This window comes from Variovorax paradoxus (genome assembly GCF_030815975.1).
GTDB classification, from domain to species: Bacteria; Pseudomonadota; Gammaproteobacteria; order Burkholderiales; family Burkholderiaceae_C; genus Variovorax; species Variovorax paradoxus_N.
The window spans coordinates 3,276,675-3,292,605 of the sequence record NZ_JAUSXL010000002.1; the positions used below are offsets into that span (position 1 = coordinate 3,276,675).

Consider the following 15,931-nt stretch of genomic DNA (forward strand, 5'->3'; position numbering starts at 1 on the left):
TGGACATGAAGAAGCCCTCGAATTTCTGGCAGTTGGGTGCCCTGGCATTGCTTGCACTGGCAAGCGCGGGAGCGCGGGCCGACGACATCGACATCTATCAGGGCACGACCAGCGGTGGCGCCCCCAATCTGCTGCTGCTCCTCGACAACTCGGCCGCGGCAAGTGCGAGTTCGAGCTTCACCTGCCCCGACTTGACAGTGAAGGATCCGTCGAAGAACCTGGGCTTCGAGCAATGCGGGCTGTACAGCGCCATCAAGTCCGTCGCCACGGACGCTTCCCTGAACGGCAACATTAGCCTGGGCCTGATGTATTTGCCCACCGGGGGAACCAACGGCGGCACCTTCGTTCTGCCTGCGGCGTCGCCGGCGCCGAATTCGCTGCGGCTGATGGATGGCAACGGCTCCGACGGCAACGGTGTCAACCAGATGCTCACGCGGGTCGCTGCACTGAGCCTTGCCAGCGACAAGAGCAACAACAACCAGACTGCCCAGGCCATGCAGGAAGCATGGGCCTTCTACCAGGGCAAGACCGGCCTATCCGGCACCGCCTACCCGGGGCTGACGAACCAGCAGGCCTGTTCCAGGAATTTCGTTCTCTACATCACGCTCGCCACCAACAATCAGAAACCGCAGGACAGCGGCAATGTGGGTGGTTCGGCGTTGCAGACAGCCGAAGCCCTGACCGCGCTTCCCGCCCAGGTGGCGCTGCCAGCATGGAAGACGGCGGCGGGCAAGTACCAGAGCGACTACTCCGACGAGTGGGCGAACTTCATGTACACGGGGACTTCGCCCAACCTCAAGACGCCTTATCCGGCCATCACCACCTACACCATCATCCTGAGCGACGGTAGCAACCCGGACTACGAGCAGCTCATGGTCAGCATGGCCAACCAGGGCGGCGGCGCTTACTACGTAGTGAAGCTCGGCGACGTCCAAGGACTGGCCGATGCCATCAAACGGGTGTTCACGGACGTGCAGGCCGTCAACAGCGTGTTCGCAGCGCCTGTGTTGCCGGTGAGTGCCAACACGCAGGGCACCTACGTCAACCAGATCTACATGGGCATGTTCCGCCCCGACGGCTCCGAAAACCCGCGCTGGATGGGCAATCTCAAGCAGTACCAGTTCGGCGTGGACATCACCGATCCGACCGCGCCACAGCTGTTTCTCGCTGACGCCTCATGGGGTGACCCCAACTATTCCGAAGGCACCAACGCCAACCGGGCGTTGAGCGCAGCGGGCACCGGGTTCATCTCGCCCTCGGCGGTCAGCTTTTGGACCTCCAAGAACATCGCTTCGCTTCCTGACTCCAAGGGCGGCTTCTGGCTCAATGCGTTCAAGGCGCAAGGCGCCGCAGACGGCTACGACTGGGCGGACGGACAGATCGTCGAAAAAGGCGGCGTCGGGCAGCAGATCCGCCTCAAGTACCTGAAAGACAGCTACCCCCAGACGTCAACGGCAAGCGCGACAACGGCGCGCAACGTTTACACATGCGTCGGCACCGGTTGCACCGCCAATGCGGCATTGAGCACGATGCCTTTCAAGGCCGGTAACACGAACCTCACGTCAACCGCGCTTGGAATCCCGGCGTCGAGCTCTATAACGGCCGTCAACTTGATCAACTGGGCTCGGGGCGATGACACGTTCGCAGCAGGCGACTCCGCGGCAGGGACTGAGGGCAGCACCCTGCCAGATTCCAGCATCACGATCCGTGGTTCCGTGCATGGCGACGTGCTGCACTCGCGGCCCGCGGTGATCGACTATGGCGGCACGACCGGCGTGGTGGTGTTCTACGGCGCGAATGACGGCATGTTCCGCGCCGTCAATGGCAATCAACCCAACAATCCGACCGACAAAACCAAGCCCAAGGGCAACTGCACGGTGTCGACGACGTGCGCCATCACCGTGAAGGACGCCACCGGTGCCACCGCCAGCGTGCCCCCAGGCGGCGAGCTGTGGAGCTTCGTTCCCTCGGAGTTTTACTCGGGCCTTCAGCGGCTTTACCAGAACAGCCCGGCGCTCAAGCTGGGCAACTCCTCCACGGGCACGCCGAAGACCTACTTCTTCGATGGCGCGCCGGGCGTCTACCAGAACAGCACTACAGGCAAAGCCTACCTCTTCCTGTCGGCGCGCCGCGGCGGCCGGTTGCTTTATGCACTGGACGTGAGCGATCCGGCCAACCCGAAGTTCATGTGGAAGCGCACCAATACCGATACCGGCTTTGGGGAACTCGGGCAGACCTGGTCGCAGCCCAAGGTGGCAATGATCAAGGGCCGCACGAACCCGGTGCTGATCTTCGGTGCCGGCTACGACACCAACGAAGACGCTGAACCGCCCGTGGCCGATACCATGGGCCGCGGGATCTTCATTGTCGACGCGGTCACCGGTGCCATGCTTTGGCAGGCCGGCCCTGGCGGTAGCGGTACGACGTGCACCGGCAACCCCTGCACGCTGGCGGGCATGAACTATGCAATTCCGGGCGACGTCACGCTGGTGGATCGCGATTTCGACGGCTACATCGATCGGCTCTATGCGGCCGACACCGGCGGCAACATCTGGCGCGTCGATCTCCAGCCCACGGGCACCGGCGACTTGAGCACCTGGCAGGCGACGCAGTTTGCGGCGCTGGGCGGAACCGGCACGACCAAGCGCAAGTTCTTCTCCCCGCCCGACGTGGTGCTGACGAAGAACTACGACGTGGTGCTGGACATCACCGGCGACCGGGAGCACCCGCTGCTGACCCAGAAGGCCACCAGCATCGTGAACCGCTTCTACATGCTCAAGGACACCAACGTGGGCGGCAACGCGTCCACCTGGACGCCCGTGCGCGATGACACCAGCAGCACCGCGGACGCAGCGCCGCTCGCGCTGTTTCACGTCACTGATTCCACCCCGTACGACGGCACGCTGGGCGGGTTCTACAGGACCCTGAGCGGATCGGGAGAAAAGGGCGTGAATGCGCCGACCACCGTGGGCGGCACCGTCTATTTCGGCACCAATCAGCCCATCGTCCCGAGCACCACCAGCTGCCTGGCGAACCTGGGTGCTGCGCGCAGCTATGGCGTCAATTTCCTGACGGGCAGTGCGACCTCCAGGCTGCTCGACGGCGGCGGGCTGGCGCCTTCGCCGGTGTTCGGCATCGTCACGGTCAACGTCGGCGGCACGGATCGTCAGTTGCCGTTCCTGATCGGCGGCGGCGGTGGCTCCGGTGCAGACGGGAAATCGGGCCTCGGCGCCCAGAAGCCGATCATTCCGCTCAGGGCCACGCGAAAGAGAACCTACTGGTTCCGCGAAACCGATCGCTGAAAGAGGGCGAACCGGGGAGATTTGAATCTCCCCCGATTTGTTGATGGCGTGCAGGCTGGGGGCTCCCAGGCTGCCTCGGTCAGCCGCACTCCTCGCTTCATCGTTGCTGGCTTGCCTCCAAAAATGTAACCAGACTGTGCGGATTGTTCCGTGAGCCTTACATTCGTTGGATTGTCGAAAGCCGTTATGAACGAAGAGAGCCAGAAGACGCTGCAACCGACGTTCTACCTCCCGGTGTCGGGCAAATTTTTTATTGCGTTGATTGGCGCCTGCGCGTGGATGGTGTTTTCCATATGGGCCGCCGATCATTGGCTGGCCGATCTGAAAAACCAGGTCGGCACCGCCCTGGCCATTTTCCTGGTGTATGGCATTGCCATCGTGCCGGGCTTCATGAATGCGTTCTTGGCCATCAGCCTGCTGCTGGACAGGCGGCCGCCGCATCCCGTGCTGGCGGTCTATCCGCCGATTTCCATCCTGATTGCCGCCTACAACGAAGAAGCTTCCATCGACGAGACGCTCGTCAGCATCGATCGGCAGAACTACCCTGGCGAAATCCAGGTGATCGTGATCAATGACGGATCCACGGACGGCACGTCTCTTGTCGTCGAGCGTGCGCGGGGGCGATACCCGTGGCTGACCTTCCTGGATCTGGAAAAAAACGGGGGCAAGGCGCGTGCCCTGAACATCGGGTTCAAGGAAGTGGCGCATGACTTGGTCATCACCGTCGACGCCGACTCTTTTCTATATCGGGAAGCATTGACCAGCATCGTCGAGCGCTATCGGGCCGATCCGCCCCATACACGCGCGGTTGCGGGAAAAATCCTGGTGCGAAATTCACGGCAGAACTGGATCACGCGCTGCCAGGAATGGGATTATTTCCATGGAATTGCCGCCATCAAGCGCGTGCAATCGCTGTTTCAGGGCACTCTGGTTGCGCAAGGCGCATTTTCCATTTACGACCGCGCTGCGCTGGTCGAGGTCGGCGGATGGCCCGAGTGCGTGGGCGAGGACATCGTGCTCACCTGGGCCCTGCTGAAAGCCGGCTACCGGGTGGGCCACTGCGAGGATGCGTGCCTGTTCACCAACGTGCCCACCACCGTCAAGCAGCTGGTCAAGCAGCGCCAGCGGTGGGCGCGCGGCATGGCGGAAGCCTTCCTCAAGCACCCGGGCATTCTCGTCAAGCCGCGGCTGTCGACGTTCTTCATCTATTGGAACCTGCTGTTCCCGTGGCTGGACCTGGCCTGCACCATCGGCTTCATTCCGGGAATCGTGCTTGCCCTTTTCGGCTATCACTGGATCGTGGGGATCATGACACTGGCGCTGATACCGGCCACGTTCGCATTGAGCCTGCTCATGTTCAGGATCGAACGCCGGATGTTCAGGAAAACAGGCTTGGTGGTGCGAAAGAATGTCCAGGGATTCTTTGTCTACGTGCTGCTGTACAGCCTGATCCTGCAGCCCGCCAGCGTGCTCGGCTATCTCGATGAATTGTTCAGGAAGCCCAAGGCCTGGGGAACCAAATGACCGGGCTCTTGAAGTATCTTGCCGCGGTTCCATTGGGATGCCTGGTGCTGATCGCTCCCTGCCGGGCGGAAGGCATGGCCTTTGGCACGGAATTCTTCGTCACGGGCGACAGCGATGATTTTCAGTCGCGCCGGGTGTCGGTGGAATTCTTTCCCGCCTTTGAAAATGCCGACCGCTACCTGGGGTTCCGGCTCGGCGACTATCAATACAGGCAGGACAACTGGCAAAGGGCCGGAAAGAAGATTTCGTTCCTGGCCCGCTCGGTCGAAACGAAGACCACCGATGGAGGCGCGATCGAGGTTGGCGCGTTCGAGCAGGGCGGGCATACGCTGCTCACGCTCGACGGCAGCTACCGCCTGTCGCCTACCAAGAGCACGGCGGTGGAGTTCCTGGTGACGCGCGACTGGGTCGAAACCCCGAAGTCGCTGGACCGCGGCATCGATTTTTCATTTGTAGGGGTGGCCGTGGATCAGGGGCTTGGAAGCCACGTGACCCTGGTCGGGCTGGCGGCGCAGCAGTATTTTTCCGACGGCAACCGGCGCGACCACGGCCGCCTGCGGCTGATCTACCAGCCGTCGCTCGACCTGGGGCTGACCCTGCAGGCGCGCTATCGAACATATCGCAGCAGCCACGAGGATGTGGACCGGGCCTATTTCAATCCGAAGAACTACAGCGAGGCGATGCTCGCGGTCGGCTGGCGGCAGCGTTTCCAGGGCTGGACCCTCGCTGTCACGGCGGGGCTCGGCACCGAGACGATCAACCACGAGTTCCGGCAGCCGACGCGATTGCTGGACGTGAACCTGCAAAGCCCAGTGAGGGGCTCGCAGGTCTTTCGTTTTGGCGCCGGCTACAGCCGCAGCACCACTTTTTCGGGGCCCAGCTACCAGTACCGCTACCTGCGCGGGGAGTGGGTGATACTTTTCTGAGGCCGAGGCCCCTCTTGCCCGGCTACTTGTCGTGATGCAGATAGCTCGCCTGCTTCGGCAGCAGCAGGCTCACCATGAAGGCCACGCCCATCATCGCGGTCACGTACCAGTAGAAGTACGACTCGTGGCCGATCGACTTCAGGCCCAGCGCCACGTATTCGGCGCTGCCGCCGAAGATGGCATTGCCCACGGCATACGACAGGCCCACGCCCAGCGCGCGCACTTCGGGCGGGAACATCTCTGCCTTCACGATGCCGCTGATCGAGGTGTAGAAGCTCACCACCGCGAGCGCCACGGTGATCAGCACGCCGGCCATCAGCGGGCTGCCCACGCTCTGCAGGTTGCTCAGCACGGGCACGGTCATCAGCGCTCCCAGCGCGCCGAACAGCAGCATGTTGCTCCGGCGGCCGATGCGGTCCGACAGCGCGCCGAACAGCGGCTGCATGCACATGTAGATGAACAGGCAGGCGGTCATCACGTTGCTGGCGGTCTTGATCGACATACCGGCCGAGTTCACCAGGTACTTCTGCATGTAGGTGGTGAAGGTGTAGAAGATCAGCGAGCCGCCGGCCGTGTAGCCCAGCACCACGAAGAAGGCGCGCTTGTGGTGCCTGAACAGCTCGGCGACGCTGCCGGCGCCCTTGGCGGCGCGGGTCTGGGTGCTGGCGGTCTCGGTCAGCGTGCGGCGCAGCATCAGGGCCACGATGGCGGCCACGGCGCCCAGCACGAAGGGAACGCGCCAGCCCCAGGCCCGGAGCTCGGCCTCGTCGAGCACCTGCTGCAGCACCACCACGACCACCACGGCCAGCAGCTGGCCGCCGATCAGGGTCACGTACTGGAACGACGAGAAGAAGCCGCGCTGGCCGCGCATGGCCACTTCGCTCATGTAGGTGGCGGTGGTGCCGTACTCGCCGCCGACCGACAGGCCCTGCAGCAGGCGCGCGGCCAAAAGCAGCGCGGGCGCCCAGGCGCCGATCTGCGCGTAGGTGGGCAGGCAGGCGATGACCAGCGAACCCACGCACATCATGACGACCGAGGTCACCATCGAGGTCTTGCGGCCCTTGCGGTCGGCCAGCCGGCCGAACAGCCAGCCGCCGATCGGGCGCATCAGGAAGCCGGCGGCGAACACGCCCGCCGTGTTCAGCAGCTGGACCGTGGGGTCTGACTTGGGAAAGAACGAGGGCGCGAAGTAGATCGCGCAGAAGGCGTAGACGTAGAAGTCGAACCACTCCACCAGGTTGCCGGACGAGGCGGCGAAGATGGCAAAGATGCGCTTGCGCTTTTCCTCGAAGGTGTAGGGCGTGGTGTTGGGAGCGTTGGCGCTGGTGGCGTCCGGACTGGAGGCACCGGCGGTGGCGCTGGCGCTGGCAATAGCGGTCATTCGGGGGTCCTTGTCTCTGGCTGTGGCCCCCCGCGGAGCCGCGGAAAGCCGTGCCCGGGAGTCTGTCGCGCCAAGGGCGCGCCGTCGTCCGTAGCCGCCCGCCGCGCCGCTGCGTACGTGTACGCAAGGGTAAATACCTAGAAAGAGCTACAACGCGTGCTCGCGCAGGAAGCGGTCGAGTTCGTGGCTGTTCGACAGGCCGAGCTTGGCGAACACGTGGGCGCGGTGCGTTTCCACCGTGCGCTGCTCCAGCGGCGCAAGCGCCTGCGCAATGCGCTTGTTGGGCAGGCCCTGGGCGACCAGCCGGGCGACCTGCATCTCGCGCGGCGTCAGCTTGGACCACAGGGCCTCGGCGGCCTGGCGGGCCTGCCGGCGCACGGCGATCTCCTCGGCCTTCTGCAGCGCCTTGGCAATGCTCTCGAGCAGGCGCTCGTCGTTGCAGGGCTTCTCGAGCCAGCCGAAGGCGCCGTTCTGCACCGCCTCGACCGCCATCGGAATGTCGCCGTGGCCGGACAGGAAGATCACCACCAGCGGGCTGTCCTGCGCGCGCAGCGCATCGAACACCTGCAGCCCGCTCATGCCCTCCATGCGCAGGTCCAGCACGACGCAGCCCGGGCGCTGCAGGTCGGCGCCGGCCAGAAAGGCCTCGCCCGAAGCAAAGGCCTGCACCGCATGGCCGCGCGACAGCAGCAGGAGGCCCAGCGAGCGGCGCACGGCCTCGTCGTCGTCGACGACGCACAGGTGGTTGGCAAGAGCGGTCACGGGGCCGAGATCTCCAGTTCGAGGGTGAAAACTGTGCCACCGCCCGCCCGATTGGCAAAGGACAGCCGGCCGCGGTGGGCTTCGACGATGGTGCGGCAGATGTTCAGCCCCAGCCCCAGCCCGCCGGCCTTGGTGGTGAAGAAGGGCGCGAACACCTGTTCGGCCAGCGCGGCGTCGATGCCCGGCCCGCGGTCGGCCACGTGGACGTGCATGCGACCTTCGCGGACCTCGGCGTCGATTTCCACCAGCCGCTGTTCCGGCGGCACGGCCTGCATGGCATGCAGGCTGTTGGACAGCAGGTTCAGCAGCACCTGTTCCAGCAGCACGCGGTCGCCGCGCACCTCGGGCAGATCCGCCTGCAGGCGCACCTCGGCGCGCGCCTGGCGCATCCGCATCTCGCCCCGCAGCAGCGCCAGCGCATTGCTGACCAGTGCCGCCACCGCGCAATCTTCCGTGCCGGCGGTGCGCTGGCGCACGAAGCCGCGGATGCGCCGCACGATCTCGGCGCTGCGCCGGGCCTGCGCCACGGTCTCGTCGAGGCTGCTGGCCAGCAGCGCCTGGTTGCCCTGTTCCGCGAAGGCCTTGGCGGCGCTCGCGAAATTGCTCAGCGCCATCAGCGGCTGGTTCAGCTCGTGGGCCAGGGTGGAGGCCATCTCGCCCAGGCTGGCCAGGCGCTGCGCATGCTGCAGCTGCTCGTCGTTCTGGCGCTGGCGCAGCTCGGCGCGCTTCTGCTCGGTGATGTCCACCACCGAGCTCATCCAGCCGCTGTGGCGGCCATCGGCATCGATGAGCTGCGCGGTGTAGACCATGGTGATCACCTCGTGCCCGTCGCGGTGCCGCAGGCGCGATTCGAAACCCGAGCGCGCGGGCTGCCCGCTCATCATGGCCTGGTAGTGCAGCCAATGCTGCGCCACGTCGTCGGGATGCCAGTAGGGGTAGGGCGGCAGCCGGCCGAGCAGTTCGTCGGCGCCGTAGCCGGTCATCTCGCAGAAGGCCGGGTTGACGTAGATGATGCGGCCTTCGAGGTCGCGTGCGCGCATGCCCACCAGCAGCGAATCTTCCATCGCCTTGCGAAACGCGTGGGCCTCGTCCAGCGCGTGAGTGCGCTCGCGCACGCGCAGCTCCAGGTCGCGCCGCGCGTCGCGCTGTTCGGCGAAGCGGCGCTCGCGCAGCTGCCAGTACAGCCCGCCCAGCAGCAGCACGCCCGCGCACAGCAGGCCCAGCATCCAGGTGCGTTCGCGTGCGCGGGTGACCTCGGCGTGGTCGGCCATCACGGTCAGCGTCCAGCCGAGGTCGGGCAGCGGTTCGTCCAGCGCGAGGAAGCGGCGCGCCTTGCCGCCGATCTCGGTGCGCACGAGGTAGCCCGGGTGCCCCTTTTCGCGCTCCACCGTCCATGGCAGCGGTGAGAAGCCGGTGCGGGCGCCGTACTGCTGGTCGCGCTTCATGCCCTCCAGGTCGGCGGCGGCGAGAGGCCGCGTGGCCTGGTACATCCACGCCGGCACCGAGCTCAGGAACACGATGCCGCGCGCATCGGCCAAGAGGATCGGTTCGCGCGCGAAGGTCCAGGCCTCCTGGAGCTGCCGCAGGCTGATCTTGACCGTCAGCACGCCCAGCACGGCGCCGGCCTCGGAGCGTACCGGCGCGGACATGAAGAGCCCGGGCTCGCCGGTGGTCTGGCCCACGCCGTAGAAGAGGCCGCTGCGGCCCGCGCGCGCGTCGATGAAGTAGGGCCGGTTGGCATAGGACTCGCCGACAAAGCTCTGCGGCGTGGCCCAGTTGCTCGCTGCCAGCGTGAGGCCTTGCAGGTCGATCAGGTAGAGCGCGTCCGAGCCCGCGTGGCGGTTCACTTCCTCGATGTAGCGGTTGGCACGCTGCTGCGCAGCCGGGTCGCGCGGATGGGCCAGCACGTCGAAGACGTCGGGGTGCATGCCCGCGGTGCGCGGCAGATAGCCGTACTTGCCGGCGGCATCGCGCAGGCCCAGCACGTGGACTTCCATCGCGCGGCGGATCGAGTCCGCCTGGAAGCTGGCCTCGCGGGCCGCGGCCCACTGGCCGGCGGCGCCGATCAGCAGCAGCGCCACGGCCATAGCGGCCGTCCAGGCGAGCAGCGTGCGCCATCGGCCGGGGCGGGCGCGAGCCATTGGCGTTTCGGGCGGGAGGGGAGGCAGGGGCGGCATGGGAGGCGGGGGCCGACCGGAGCGGCGACCGGGATTTTGCCCTGATCCCCGGATCGGCCGGCAGGGCCGCCGTACCATCGCCCTCATGCGAACCCTTTCACTCCCGGCCGGCGGCGAGAGGCCGGTGCTCGGCCTCGGCACCTGGCGCATGGGCGAGATCGCGGGCCGCCATGCGGCCGAAGTTGCCGCGGTGCGCGAAGCCATCGCCACGGGCTACCGGCTGATCGACACCGCCGAGATGTACGGCGAGGGCGGAGCCGAAACCGTGCTCGGCCAGGCCATTGCAGAGGCCCTGCGCGCGGGCGACGTGCGGCGCGGCGAGCTCTTCATCGTCAGCAAGGTCTACCCGCACAACGCGAGCCGGCGCGACACGCCCGAGGCCTGCGAGCGCAGCCTGAAGCGGCTCGGTCTCGACACAATCGACCTGTACCTGCTGCACTGGCGCGGCAGCCATCCGCTGCGCGAAACGGTCGATGCGATGCAGGCGCTGGTGGCCAAGGGGCGTATCGCGCGTTGGGGCGTGAGCAATTTCGACACCGACGACATGGAAGAGCTGGCGCCCCTCATCGGTTCAGGTCCCGGCTGCGCGGCCAACCAGGTGTACCTGTCGCTGGCCGAACGCGGCCCGGAGTTCAGCCTGCTGCCCTGGCTGCGCGAACGCGGCATGCCGCTGATGGCCTACAGCCCGATCGACCAGGGCGCGCTGGCCGCGGACGAGGCCCTGCAAGAACTGGCCGGGCGGCTCGGCGTGAGCGCCGCGCAACTCGCGTTGGCCGCGGTGATCGCGCGGCCCGGTGTCGCCGCGATCCCGAAGGCCGTGCGCAGCGCGCACCTCCGAGAGAACCTCGCCGCCGCCGACCTCAAGCTCGATGCGGCAACCCTTGCCGAACTCGACCGCCTGCATCCGCCGCCAAGCCGCAAGACACCGCTGGCGATGATCTGAGCAGTTTCTAGTGTGCTTCGGCCTGCTTGGCCGCGGCGATCACGGCCTGCTCGTCGTGCTTCGCACCGTTGAGGAACAGATTCAGCAGCACCGCGCTGATCGACGCCAGCAAAATGCCCGACTCGATCAGCGAGTGGATCGCATGCGGCATCCACTGCTTGAAGTTGGGTGCAATGAGCGGAATCATGCCGATGCCGATCGACACCGCCACGATCATCGCGTTGTGCCGGTTGGTCTTGAAGTCCACGCCCGAGAGAATGCGGATGCCGGTGGCTGCCACCATGCCGAACATCACCAGGCCCGCGCCACCGAGCACCACCGTGGGCAGCGATTCGATCAGCGCCGCCATCTTGGGCAGCAGGCCCAGCACGATCAGGATCACGCCGCCGGCCACGCAGACATAGCGGCTCTTGATGCCCGTGACGGCCACCAGCCCCACGTTCTGCGAAAAGCTGGTGTACGGAAAGGTGTTGAAGATGCCGCCGATCAGCGTGCCGAGGCCGTCGGTGCGAAGGCCGCGGGCCAGGTCCTTTTGCCCGATCTTGCGGTCGGTCATTTCGCCGAGCGCGAGGAACATGCCGGTCGACTCGATCATCACCACGATCATGATGAGCGTCATCGTGAGGATCAGGATCGGGTCGAACTGCGGCATGCCGAAGTGGAAGGGCAGCACCACGTCCACCCAGGCCGCCTTGCCGACCTTCTCGTAGGTCATGAGGCCCGTGGCAGAGGCCACCACCGCGCCGATCACGATGCCCAGCAGCACCGAGATGTTGGCGATGAAGCCCTTCGCGTACTTGACGATCAGCAGGATCGACACCAGCACCAGCGCCGCCACGCCGAAGCCCGGCAGATCCGCGTACCTGGGGTTGGGCACCGTCGGCATGATGGCAAAGCCCTTGGGCACCGCCGGAATCGAGCTGCCCGGCGAAGTCACTTCCGCGAGCCACTTGGCATACACCGGGTCCACCAGCGCGGGTGCCGTCGGCCCCACCGGGTTGCCGAAGATCCAGTTGATGCCCACGCGCATCAGGCTGATGCCGATCACCGCGATGATGGTGCCCGTGACCACCGGCGGAAAGAAGCGCAGCATGCGGCTCACCAGCGGCGCGATCAGTATCGACACCACGCCCGCGCCGATGATGGCGCCGAACAGCAGCTGCGCGCCGTTCTGCCCCGGGTTGGCATTGGCAATGGCCACCATGGGCGCAACCGATGCGAAGGTCACCCCCATCATCACCGGCAGCTTGATGCCGAACCACTGCGTGGCGCCCAGCGCCTGGATCAGCGTGGCGATGCCGCAGCAGAAGAGGTCGGCCGAGATCAGCAGCGCCACCTCGTCGGGCGAGAGCTTGAGCGCACGGCCGACGATCAGCGGCACCGCAACGGCCCCCGCGTACATCACCAGCACATGTTGAAGGCCCAGTGCCGCGAGCTTGCCCGAAGGCAGCCGCTGGTCCACGGGATGGACTGTGGAAGAGGTGTCGGCCGTCATTGCGTTTCTCCTGCAGCGGCAAGGGGAAAGGTGTGGACGGCGCGGGTGCGCGTGGCGTCCACTCGTTGTGTACGCCAAACTGTATACAATTTATGCGGCAATCCGGATGCAGGAAAACCCGCATCGCAGTGCCCGCGTTTTTTCAGGCGAGCAGCGCCTTCACCAGATCGAGCTGCCGGTCGGGCTTCTCGGTGCCGAGCTCCAGGCTGGCCTCGATGCGTTCCAGGTGGTCGATCATGCAGGCCACGGCACCTTCCACATCGCCCTTGCGGCAGATGCGCAGGAAATCGGAGTGCTCGTCCGACGAGCAGTGCGGGTCGTTCGACGAGTGATAGAGCATCGCGATCAGCGAACTGCGCGCCACCAGCTCGCGCACCAGCTCGGCCAGGGTCTTGTTGCCCGTGGCCTCGGCCAGCGCCACGTGAAAATCGCCCAGCACTTTTTCGCGCACGGTGCCCGTGGTGGTGGTCTGGCGCAGCGCGGTGCGCTCGAACTTGATGTGCTGCTCCAGCACCTGGTAATCGCGTGGCCGCGCATTGGCAATGAACAGGCGCACCACCTCGCTCTCGAGGATGCGGCGCACCGCGAACACCTCGCGTGCTTCCTGCACCGTGGGCTGGCAGACGAACGCGCCCTTGTCGGGAATCATCTCGATGAGCTTGTCCTTCGAGAGCATCAGCAAGGCCGCGCGAATCTTGGTGCGGCTCACCGAATAGACGCGGCCCAACGCCTCTTCGCGCAGCCAGGTGCCGGGCGGCAGGCGCTTCTCGACGATGGCGGTGGCGATGTCCTGCGCGATGCTTTCGATGGAGCTGCCCTTGTCGGCGGCAGCCGCGCCGTTTTCGGCCGGAGCGGCGGTGACGGGAGAGGCAGAAGATTTGGTGCTGGCGCGGGGCATGCGGAGATTGTGGCTCAGCGGCTGGCTGCCGCGCTTGCGCCGGGCGCCGTCAGCCGCGCAGCGTGAAGCCTTCGAGCGCGCCCTTCATGGCCTTGGGCAGCGGGTGGGCCAGCTCGCCGTGCTTGCTGGTCGAAAGCTTCAGTGTGACCAGCGACTCGACGAGCTTGGTGGCCGCGGCCACGCCGTCGATCACCGGCACGCCGAGCAGGCCGCCGATGTGCTCGCACAGGTCGGTCATGCCGGCGCAGCCGAGCACGATGCAGTCGGCACCGTCTTCGTCGAGCGCGCGCCGGCATTCGTCGACGATGCGCTCGCGTGCCCTGGAACCCGGCTCCTCGAGCTCGAGCACCGGCAGCTCGCAGGCGCGCACCTTGGCGCAGAAGCGTTCCATGCCGTAGATCTCGGCCAGGTGCCAGGCCTGGCCCATGGTCCGGCCCAGCGTGGTGACCACACTGAAGCGGCTGCCCACCATGCTGGCCAGGTGCATCGCCGCTTCGGCAATGCCCACCACCGGGCCGCGCGCCAGTTCGCGCGCGGCCTTCAGGCCCGGATCGCCGAAGCAGGCGATCACGTAGCCGTCGATGCCCTCGCGCTCGCCGGCCGCAATCTCCTGCAGCAGGCCGGGCACGGCCAGTGCCTCGTCGTAGTGGCTCTCGATGGAGACCGGCCCCATGGCCGGGCTGACCGCGACGATTTCCGTGCCGGCATGCGCCACCGCGCGGGCGCAGGCGCCGATCTTCTCGGTCATGCTCCAGGTGGTGTTGGGATTGATGATCTTGATGCGCACGGCGCGGCCCTTTCTGTTTTCAGTTTCAAGTCTTGAAGGTCTTTGTATGGCGGTTCAGCAGCACGTACAGGACGAAGCCCAGCCCCATGCCGATGAACCATGCATAGTTCGCGCCACCGCGCAGCACCGGCACCATCACGCAAAGAATCGGCACCAGTGCGGAGGGGATCAGCGCCTGGATCGCCTTCGGGTTGTAGCCGCCGCTGTACCAGTACTCGCCCTGCTTGCTCATGGTGTAGAGCGCGTCCACGTCGATGCGCTGCCTGCGCACGATGTAGTAGTCGGCAATCAAAATGCCGAACAGCGGTCCGATGAACGAACCCAGCACATCGAGCGTGTAGTGGATGACCTCGGGGCTGTTGTAGAGGTTCCACGGCGTGAGGAACACCGAGCCCACCGCCGCGATCATGCCGCCCGTGCGCCAGCTGATGTGCTGCGGCGCCACGTTCGAGAAGTCGAAGGCCGGCGAGACGAAGTTGGCGACGATGTTGATGCCGATGGTCGCAATCATGAAGGTCAGCGCGCCCAGCACCACGGCGGTGGTGCTGTCGATCTTGCCCACGGTGTGCACCGGATCGGTGATCAACTCGCCGAACACCGGCAGCGTGGCCGCGGTGGTGATCACCGTCAGCAGCGAGAAGAACACGAAGTTGATCGGCAGGCCCCAGAAGTTGCCCTTCTTCACCGCATCGAAGCTCTTGCCGTAGCGCGAGAAGTCGCCGAAGTTGAGCATCGGGCCGCTGAAGTAGCTCACCACCAGCGCAATGGCCGAGAGCATCACCGGCAGCGCGTCCCAGCCCTGGAACTTGATGCCGCCCAGGTTCAGGTCGATGTTGCTCCAGCCGGCCTTCCACACCAGCCAGCCGCACAGCACGGCCATCACCACGTACACGGCCGGGCCGGCCCAGTCGATGAACTTGCGGATCGCTTCCATGCCGTGCCAGAACACGAAGGCCTGCAGCACCCACATGATCATGAACGCCACCCAGCCCAGCGTCGACAGGCCCACGAAGCCGTGCTGGGCCACGTCGGCATACGGCGCGAGGTTCGGGAACAGGTGCAGCGCCAGCACCATGAAGGCGGCCGAGGCGAGATAGGTCTGCACGCCGTACCAGGCCACCGCGATCAGCCCACGGATGATGGCCGGGATGTTGGCGCCCAGCACGCCGAACGAGGCGCGGCACACCACGGGGTAGGGCACGCCCGTCACCTGGCTCGGCTTGGCCACCAGGTTGCAGAAGAACTGCACGATCACGATGCCCACCAGCAGCGACACCAGCACCTGCCAGCTCGAGAGCCCGAGCGCAAAGAGGCTGCCTGCCGTGATGTAGCCGCCCACGCTGTGCACGTCGGACATCCAGAACGCAAAGATGTTGTATTGGCCCCAGGTCTGCTTCCTGAGCGGGGCCAGGTCTTCGTTGGTCAGGCGCGGGTGGTAGCCGGGCTTGATCAGCGCGTTGGATTCGGCATGCGGCGCATGGCCGGCTTCGCTCGCCCCCGCGGGGGCCTGGCTGACGACTGTGCTCATGGTCTTTCCTCGTGCGAATGAATGGTGGGTTGAGGGACCGTTTCCAGCGCAGATTCCGCACCGGGTATCGGGTGCGTTATTTGTATACAAAAACCGTGTGCAATCAAGCCTATCCGGCGAATCATATATCCGTAGATTCCCTGAGATGCTTGGGCGGCGCGCAATGAGAAAAGGCGCCTTGGCTTGCGACCAAGGCGCCTTTCGACGG

Annotated in this window: 11 protein-coding genes; 4 read left to right on the plus strand and 7 right to left on the minus strand. The window is 65.8% G+C overall.

Annotated elements, in window-relative coordinates; translation table 11 throughout:
* Nucleotides 1-5: 5 nt before the first annotated feature.
* The 3 genes from QFZ47_RS19195 to QFZ47_RS19205 all read left to right on the plus strand — a co-directional run bounded on the left by QFZ47_RS19195 (nt 6) and on the right by QFZ47_RS19205 (nt 5,752).
* Nucleotides 6-3,302 (plus strand): pilus assembly protein, encoded by a 3,297-nt coding sequence (locus QFZ47_RS19195; protein WP_307657130.1) that lies wholly within the window; start codon nt 6-8, stop codon nt 3,300-3,302.
* A gap of 186 nt (nt 3,303-3,488) precedes the next feature.
* Nucleotides 3,489-4,826, plus strand: a complete 1,338-nt coding sequence (locus tag QFZ47_RS19200) for a glycosyltransferase family 2 protein (protein WP_307657131.1) — start codon at nt 3,489-3,491, stop codon at nt 4,824-4,826.
* Entirely contained in the window at nt 4,823-5,752 is a 930-nt protein-coding gene (locus QFZ47_RS19205) for a porin family protein (protein WP_307657132.1), read from the plus strand. Before QFZ47_RS19200 ends, QFZ47_RS19205 begins: the two co-directional genes overlap by 4 nt.
* Before the next feature lie 22 nt (nt 5,753-5,774).
* On the opposite strand, the gene QFZ47_RS19210 is transcribed toward QFZ47_RS19205, so the two are convergent.
* The 3 genes from QFZ47_RS19210 to QFZ47_RS19220 all read right to left on the minus strand — a co-directional run bounded on the left by QFZ47_RS19210 (nt 5,775) and on the right by QFZ47_RS19220 (nt 10,036).
* On the minus strand, nt 5,775-7,133 hold the full coding sequence (locus QFZ47_RS19210; RefSeq protein WP_307657133.1) for an MFS family transporter: 1,359 nt from the start codon (nt 7,131-7,133) through the stop codon (nt 5,775-5,777).
* Between the two features lie 147 nt (nt 7,134-7,280).
* On the minus strand, nt 7,281-7,895 hold the full coding sequence (locus QFZ47_RS19215) for a response regulator transcription factor (RefSeq protein WP_307657134.1): 615 nt from the start codon (nt 7,893-7,895) through the stop codon (nt 7,281-7,283).
* Complete coding sequence (locus QFZ47_RS19220) at nt 7,892-10,036, minus strand: sensor histidine kinase (RefSeq protein ID WP_307657135.1); 2,145 nt, start codon at nt 10,034-10,036, stop codon at nt 7,892-7,894. Before QFZ47_RS19220 ends, QFZ47_RS19215 begins: the two co-directional genes overlap by 4 nt.
* 121 nt (nt 10,037-10,157) lie before the next feature.
* Here QFZ47_RS19220 and QFZ47_RS19225 point away from each other — a divergent pair, with 121 nt between their 5' ends.
* Nucleotides 10,158-11,015, plus strand: a complete 858-nt coding sequence (locus QFZ47_RS19225; RefSeq protein WP_307657136.1) for an aldo/keto reductase — start codon at nt 10,158-10,160, stop codon at nt 11,013-11,015.
* 7 nt (nt 11,016-11,022) lie between these two features.
* Here QFZ47_RS19225 and QFZ47_RS19230 read toward each other — a convergent pair whose 3' ends face one another.
* The 4 genes from QFZ47_RS19230 to QFZ47_RS19245 form a co-directional block, all read right to left on the minus strand.
* Entirely contained in the window at nt 11,023-12,510 is a 1,488-nt protein-coding gene (locus QFZ47_RS19230) for a nucleobase:cation symporter-2 family protein (RefSeq protein WP_307657137.1), read from the minus strand.
* Nucleotides 12,511-12,652: 142 nt separating this feature from the next.
* Entirely contained in the window at nt 12,653-13,408 is a 756-nt protein-coding gene (locus QFZ47_RS19235; RefSeq protein WP_307657138.1) for a GntR family transcriptional regulator, read from the minus strand.
* A gap of 49 nt (nt 13,409-13,457) precedes the next feature.
* Nucleotides 13,458-14,195, minus strand: coding sequence for an aspartate/glutamate racemase family protein (locus QFZ47_RS19240; protein WP_307657139.1), 738 nt, complete (start codon nt 14,193-14,195; stop codon nt 13,458-13,460).
* A 25-nt stretch (nt 14,196-14,220) separates the two neighbouring features.
* Nucleotides 14,221-15,723, minus strand: coding sequence for an NCS1 family nucleobase:cation symporter-1 (locus tag QFZ47_RS19245; protein WP_307657140.1), 1,503 nt, complete (start codon nt 15,721-15,723; stop codon nt 14,221-14,223).
* Nucleotides 15,724-15,931 lie beyond the last annotated feature (208 nt).

What these genes read in the sequence shown, in the direction of transcription:
- QFZ47_RS19195 (WP_307657130.1), top strand. Translation starts at nt 6, where the DNA reads ATGAAGAAGCCCTCGAATTTCTGGCAGTTGGGTGCCCTGGCATTGCTT.
- QFZ47_RS19200 (WP_307657131.1), top strand. Translation starts at nt 3,489, where the DNA reads ATGAACGAAGAGAGCCAGAAGACGCTGCAACCGACGTTCTACCTCCCG.
- QFZ47_RS19205 (WP_307657132.1), top strand. Translation starts at nt 4,823, where the DNA reads ATGACCGGGCTCTTGAAGTATCTTGCCGCGGTTCCATTGGGATGCCTG.
- QFZ47_RS19210 (WP_307657133.1), bottom strand. Translation starts at nt 7,133, where the DNA reads ATGACCGCTATTGCCAGCGCCAGCGCCACCGCCGGTGCCTCCAGTCCG.
- QFZ47_RS19220 (WP_307657135.1), bottom strand. Translation starts at nt 10,036, where the DNA reads ATGGCTCGCGCCCGCCCCGGCCGATGGCGCACGCTGCTCGCCTGGACG.
- QFZ47_RS19225 (WP_307657136.1), top strand. Translation starts at nt 10,158, where the DNA reads ATGCGAACCCTTTCACTCCCGGCCGGCGGCGAGAGGCCGGTGCTCGGC.
- QFZ47_RS19230 (WP_307657137.1), bottom strand. Translation starts at nt 12,510, where the DNA reads ATGACGGCCGACACCTCTTCCACAGTCCATCCCGTGGACCAGCGGCTG.
- QFZ47_RS19235 (WP_307657138.1), bottom strand. Translation starts at nt 13,408, where the DNA reads ATGCCCCGCGCCAGCACCAAATCTTCTGCCTCTCCCGTCACCGCCGCT.
- QFZ47_RS19245 (WP_307657140.1), bottom strand. Translation starts at nt 15,723, where the DNA reads ATGAGCACAGTCGTCAGCCAGGCCCCCGCGGGGGCGAGCGAAGCCGGC.